The following is a 6,499-nucleotide window of genomic DNA, read 5'->3' on the forward strand; positions in this document are numbered from 1 at the left end:
GCTACGGCGTTGATCGCTGGTGACGTCTTCTAATGCCACACCAAAGATCTCTGAGGCGGTATGACGGTGAATATCTTCGCCATTAGCAAAGGCATTCAGTAAGCTTTTATCACCAGATAAATGCGCCATAATGCGTAGTTCGATTTGTGAGTAATCGGCTGCTAATAAGACGTAACCATCCGATGCAACAAAGGCTTCACGAATGCGGCGACCATTCTCACTGCGGATAGGAATATTCTGTAGATTAGGATCAGAGGAGGATAATCGTCCAGTAGCGGTGACGGCCTGATGATACGAAGTGTGTACTCGCCCACTGGTTTTATTGACCTGAAGAGGCAACTTATCGGTATAAGTGGATTTCAGTTTGCTCAGTCCACGATATTGCATAATGATTTGTGGCAGTTCATACCCTTCGTCCGCTAATTCTTGTAAGACCTCCTCTGCCGTTGATGGCTGACCTTTAGGCGTTTTCTTTTTCACCGGTAATTGCTGTTTCTCGTAAAGAATTTCTTGCAATTGTTTTGGTGAACCCAGGTTGAATTTTTGACCGGCAACGGCATAAGCCTGCTCTTCGAGATCCGCAATTTGTCTAGCCATATTGTCGCTTTGCTGCTGCAGCATCCAGATATCGATATTGACGCCATTACGTTCCAATGTGTTTAGTACCGGCAATAGCGGCATTTCCAATTCTCGATACACTTTGGCCAGAGACGGAATGTTTTCAATTTTAGGCCATAAAGTCTGGTGTAGTTGCAAAGTGATATCAGCATCTTCTGCGGCATAAGGCGAGGCTTGTTCTATACCTATCTCATTGAATGTCAGTTGTTTTTTACCTTTTCCGGCAATATCTTCAAAATGAATCGTATCTCGGCCCAGATATTTTTGAGCTAATGAGTCCATATCATGCCGGGTTGCCGTGCTATCAAGCACATAGGATTCGAGCATGGTGTCATGAGCTATCCCTTGCAGATTGATGTCATGATTGAGTAATACATGGCGATCGTATTTCAGGTTTTGGCCGACTTTGAGGTGTTTAGGACTTTCAAGTAAGGGTTTGAGATCCTGCATAACACTATCAAAGTCCAATTGCTCCGGTGCACCTGGATAGTCATGTTTGAGCGGTAAGTAAGCCGCTTCCCCTGCTTTTACTGCAAACGAAACACCGACGATTCTGGCTTCAAGATAGTCGAGGCTGGTGGTTTCGGTATCAAAGGCAAACAGCTCCGCTTTTTGGAGTTTTTCTAACCAGACCTGCCATTGTTGTTGATCTAGGATTGTGTCGTAATTTTGTTCTGTCGTAGTGTTATCAGCCTCTGTAGCTGAGCCACTATCAGTTGTTGATGAGCTATCTGATGATTGTAACTCACTTATCCAGCCACGAAATTCCATTTGTTTGAATAACGCTAGTAGTGCTTCAGTATCCTGCGGTTGGTTTTTAATCTCTTCAAGGTGTATATCCAGCTCAACATCGCATTTGATGGTCGCTAACTGGTAACTCAGATCAGCCATTTCTTTGTTTTCAGCCAGTTTCTCCGGCATCTTTTTCGCACCACGAAAATCAAGCTCACGCACCGCTTCCAGGTTGGCGTAGATATCTTTCAGGCTGCCAAGATTTTGTAGCAGGCTTAGAGCCGTCTTTTCACCCACACCGGGCACGCCGGGAATGTTGTCCACCTTATCGCCCATTAATGCCAGAAAGTCGATAATCAGTTCTGGTGGCAGACCAAACTTTTCTTTTACGCCCTCTATATCCAACACAGTTTCCGTCATCGTGTTGACCAGTGTGACATGCTGGTTGACCAGCTGGGCCATATCTTTATCGCCAGTACTGATGACTACATCCAGACCTTTTTCTGTCGCCTGACGCGCAAAGGTTCCTATCACATCGTCTGCTTCAACGCCGTCAATCACCAGTAGCGGCAGGCCCATGGCTTTAATAATGTCATGCACTGGCTGCACTTGTGAACGTAAGTCATCCGGCATGGGGGGGCGCTGCGCTTTGTATTCAGCGAATAACTCATCACGGAAGGTTTTCCCTTTCGCATCAAAAATGACAGCAATCGGACTATTAGGGTAATCAGCCAATAAGCGGCGTAACATCGCGGTCACCCCTCTGACGGCGCCGGTCGGCTCACCAGCGGAGTTACGAAGATCCGCTTTGAACATGGCATGAAATGCGCGATAGAGATAAGAAGAACCGTCGACCAGAACGAAAGGGGCAGATTGACTCATAAGTTATAACGACCAATTGGATAATAGGGAACAGACTGCTTTTCTCCAAGCAGCGGAAATGCTATCTTTAGTGCCAAATAACACGGAGCATCCACATGTTTAACAAATTCGCTATTGTATGCGCAGTTACCCTGGTAATGACAACCCAAGTTTGGGCAGATGAAAAATCAGTGATGGAAAAACCACCAGTGATTCCTGAGCCATTACAAAGCGGTGAAAGCATGGAGCCCGATATCAATATTATCCAGGAAGATGACCGTACTGTTGAAGAGTATCGAATGAATGGTCAGCTTTATATGATTAAAGTCACGCCGTCTATTGGCAAACCTTATTACTTGATGGACTCTGATGGGGATGGTTCACTTGAGACAAAAAGCTTTGAGCTGGACTCTGGTGCCGTTCCAAACTGGATTCTGTTGGAGTGGTAAGTCCTTTATCTATCTGAGTTCTTTTAATGTCAGTTTATACTGAAGTCGAGCGCGACGATTTAGTCGCGTTTTTGAATGATTATTCTGTCGGGGAATTGGTGTCATATCAGGGCATCAGTGACGGCATCGAGAATACCAATTATTTTGTCACTACAAGCAAAGGTGAGTATGTACTCACTTTATTTGAGCAGCACACTTTTGGTGAGTTAGCTTATTTTCTTGATGTGATGACGTTTTTTTATATGAATGATATTCCATCTGCGCATCCTGAAGCGGATAGCCAGGGGCAATATCTAAAGAAGCTCTGTGGCAAACCTGCGGCGCTGGTTGTGCGATTACCAGGCAGGGGCGTCAATACGACTGCTACAGTTGAGCAATGCGCACAAATTGGAGATGTACTGGCTGAGATGCACCTTGTGGGGCAGTCATTTCAATCAAGACGACCTTCTGAGCGTGGTCCTGACTGGCGCCAGCAAACAGCACAGCAACTATTGTCTAAGCTGGATGATGACAGAGCGAGCATATTAAAAAATGAACTTGCTTATCAGCAAGGTTATGCGACGTTGGGATTACCTGAAGGGGTCACTCACTCAGACTTATTCCGTGATAATGCGTTGTTCGAAGGTAACAAACTCAGCGGCATTATCGACTTCTACTTTGCGAGTGATGAATACTTACTTTATGACTTGGCTGTCGCCGTGAATGATTGGTGTGTCGGAGAAGATGGTTTACCCGAAACTGATCGTTACCATTCTCTTATGACGCACTATCTACAAAAAAGAGCATTAACAGAATCCGAGCAAGCCAATTGGAACATGGTTTGTCGGGCGGCGGCACTGCGTTTCTGGCTGTCTCGATTACAGGATCAACTCTTTCCGCGTGAAGGTGAGCTGACTCAAATTAAAAACCCGGATGCATTTTTAACTATTCTCAAGTATCACCGTGAGCATCCATTAACGCTGGATTTTAACTAAACAGCTGATGCGCGTTCTGATAATTAAACTGACTTCGATGGGCGACCTGATGCATGCTCTGCCAGCGCTCACTGATGCTGCTAAGGTCTTTCCTGATATTGAATTTGACTGGGTGGTGGATAGTGCCTTTGCGGCGGTACCTCAATGGCATCCACGTGTGAAGCGTGTGATTACTACATCACACCGACGCTGGCGGCAGAACTGGTTTGGTCATTTATTTAATGGTGAGATAGGTCATTTTTATAAAGCTTTAAATCTCGATGACTATGACGTTGTCATTGATATGCAAAATAATCTGAAAAGTGCCCTGGTCAGTCTGTTAAGAAAAGGACCCGTTTCCGGCCTGGACAAATACAGTTGTCGTGAAAAGCCGGCTTATCTTGCTTATCGCCATAAACTTAATGTGAATCCAAACCAGCATGCGGTTGAGCGTATGCGTCAGATTATGGCAAAAGCGCTTGATTATCCTTTGCCTGACTCCGAAGCAGAGTATGGCGTGGATTTGGCACACTGTCAGTTGCCACAATTGGCATTTGAACTACCAAAAAATTATGTAATGCTGGTTCACAACGCAAGTTGGCTAACGAAATTATGGCCAGTACAACATTGGCAAGCGTTGACCTTAAAAGCGATTGAAGCAGGATATTCTGTGGTAATCCCCTCAGGGAATGATGAAGAGTATCAGCGAGCCTTGCAGATCGCCGCTGTTAGCGACCATGCCTATACATTGCCGAGGTTGCCACTCGATAATGTCGTGGCCATTATGCAAGGTGCCAAAGCCGCTTTGTGTAGTGATACGGGCCTTGCGCATATGGCCGCAATGATGGATAACCCCGCCATTACTCTATATGGCTCAACGGATACGCATCTGATTGGCACAGCGGGCCAGAATCAGCAGCATTTGATTACAGGAATGTCGTGTTCACCTTGTTATAAACGACGTTGTCCTCTGCCAGAAGCAAAATCCGGTATGCCCGTATGTATGGCTGAGATGCAGCCAGACCAAGTCTGGAATAGACTCGCCGCCGTTTTACAAGCACAATAACGCCTCTGACTTCTTTTCTGGCGTGATAAAACCGCATTATGAAATTTGATTTTCCTGAATTCCATCAAGCCCGTATTGCTGTTATTGGTGACTTGATGCTTGATCGTTTTTACTATGGCAAAGCCAGCCGAATTTCACCTGAAGCCCCTGTGCCAGTGGTGAATGTGGAACGCCTGGAAGATGTACCTGGTGGTGCTGCCAACGTGGCGATGAATATTGCTTCGTTGGGTGCACAATGTAATATCACCGGCATCACAGGGGCTGATGAAGCCGCCAATGTCCTCAAACAAAAACTGCATGCGGTGGGGGTGAATTGTTTATTTCATCAAGCCGCCCATAACTGCACCATTATCAAGTCACGTGTCATCAGCAGTCATCAACAGTTAATCCGTCTGGATTTTGAACAGCGTTTCACAGAGCAAGTGGCTCAGGATATGGAGCATTTAGCTGAGCACGTTACCGATAATGCGAAAGTGATTGTGCTGTCAGACTATAACAAGGGTACCTTAGCCCATCCGCAGTATTGGATTGAAAAAGCCAGAGATAAACAAAGCCTGATTTTGGTGGATCCGAAAGGAGACGATTTCACTAAATATCGTGGTGCCGATCTGATTACCCCGAATATGAGTGAGTTTGAGGCGGTCGTTGGCGCCGTGGAATCAGAACAGGATCTTATCAGCAAAGCGCAAACGCTGATTAAATCTCTGAATATTAAAGCGATTCTTATTACTCGTAGTGAACATGGTATGACGCTAGTGCAGGCGGATAAACCTGAATTTCATTTGCCTGCTATCGCTAAAGAGGTGGCTGATGTGACAGGCGCTGGTGATACCGTTATTTCAACATTAGCGACAGCATTAGCTGCCGGCGTCAGCCTGGAACAAGCGGTCACTTTAGCCAATGTAGCTGCCAGTATTGTGGTGACTAAACTAGGCACCTCAACGGTCAGTGAACCTGAACTGCGTCAGGAATATGAACGTCATCAGGGCATCAACAACACCGATCATTGCATTGGCGGTGCTGTTACCGTTGAGCAGTTAAAAATGGCGGTAGACCAAGCCAAAAACCGTGGTGAGAAAGTCGTGTTTACCAACGGCTGTTTTGATATTTTGCATGCCGGGCATGTGACTTACCTTCAACAAGCCAGAGCCTTGGGTGATCGTCTGATTGTTGCTATCAATACTGATGAATCAGTCACCAAATTAAAAGGTGAAGGTCGTCCAATTAATACCGCAGACAGACGTCTGACTGTTTTGGCTGGATTAGCTGATGTGGACTGGGTGACCTGTTTCCCTGGTGATACGCCAGAGGAGTTATTACGACTGATCCAGCCCGATATCCTGGTCAAAGGCGGTGACTATGATAAAAAAGGCGTGGTCGGCTGGGAAATCGTTGAAGCTTATGGCGGTGAAGTGAAAGTGATGGGGCTGGTGGAAAACTGCTCTACGACAGCAATTGTGAATAAAATTAATCAGCGCGACTAGCTTTTAATACGAATTTATTCAGCTAAAGCTTTAACCGCCTTACTGATATTGTCATATAGGTGAGCTGGGTTAATCGTGCCGATAATCACACTACTTACGGCTGGTTCATTAAAGATAAAGTCGAAATTGTCCTGAACCGTGTCTGTACCGGCTTGTTTCGCCAGGTGGCCACTACCAAGCGCTTTTTTAATGAAAATGCCTTTATTGAGTTTGGCTGCCTGCTCAATGACGGCCTGTTCTTCCTCGTATTGCAGATTATGCATCACCATGGCGATATCAGACTGTTCCAACGTCAACATCCCGCCTGTAACGGTTTTGGTGGACATACCACTGGCA

5 protein-coding genes and 1 pseudogene are annotated in these 6,499 nt (G+C 45.9%); 4 read left to right on the forward strand and 2 right to left on the reverse strand.

The features are described 5' to 3' along the window. Positions 1 to 2,232 (reverse strand): DNA polymerase I (polA, locus tag B4K20_RS10300; protein ID WP_289282822.1); only part of this gene is annotated, 2,232 nt, incomplete at its 3' end. Between the two features lie 137 nt (positions 2,233 to 2,369). Between polA and B4K20_RS10305 the strand changes: the two genes are divergently transcribed. From B4K20_RS10305 to hldE, 4 genes are read left to right on the forward strand one after another with little or no spacing between them, the layout of a single operon-like run. Next, positions 2,370 to 2,660, forward strand: a complete 291-nt coding sequence (locus B4K20_RS10305; RefSeq protein ID WP_050797540.1) for a DUF2782 domain-containing protein — start codon at positions 2,370 to 2,372, stop codon at positions 2,658 to 2,660. A gap of 26 nt (positions 2,661 to 2,686) precedes the next feature. Beyond that, on the forward strand, positions 2,687 to 3,634 hold the full coding sequence (locus B4K20_RS10310; RefSeq protein WP_289282823.1) for a homoserine kinase: 948 nt from the start codon (positions 2,687 to 2,689) through the stop codon (positions 3,632 to 3,634). Positions 3,635 to 3,641: 7 nt separating this feature from the next. Beyond that, positions 3,642 to 4,679 (forward strand): lipopolysaccharide heptosyltransferase I, encoded by a 1,038-nt coding sequence (gene waaC / locus B4K20_RS10315; protein ID WP_289282824.1) that lies wholly within the window; start codon positions 3,642 to 3,644, stop codon positions 4,677 to 4,679. Between the two features lie 38 nt (positions 4,680 to 4,717). Continuing rightward, the gene (gene hldE, locus B4K20_RS10320) at positions 4,718 to 6,163 is read left to right on the forward strand and encodes a bifunctional D-glycero-beta-D-manno-heptose-7-phosphate kinase/D-glycero-beta-D-manno-heptose 1-phosphate adenylyltransferase HldE (protein WP_286305678.1); all 1,446 of its coding nucleotides are present in this window, start codon (positions 4,718 to 4,720) and stop codon (positions 6,161 to 6,163) included. A 14-nt stretch (positions 6,164 to 6,177) separates the two neighbouring features. Here the strand turns inward: hldE and B4K20_RS10325 are convergent. Continuing rightward, a pseudogene (locus tag B4K20_RS10325) lies at positions 6,178 to 6,499 on the reverse strand (aldo/keto reductase); the annotation flags it as partial.

Origin of the sequence: Methylophaga sp. UBA5088, assembly GCF_002414625.1 — a bacterium.
Classification (GTDB): Bacteria; Pseudomonadota; Gammaproteobacteria; order Nitrosococcales; family Methylophagaceae; genus Methylophaga; species Methylophaga marina.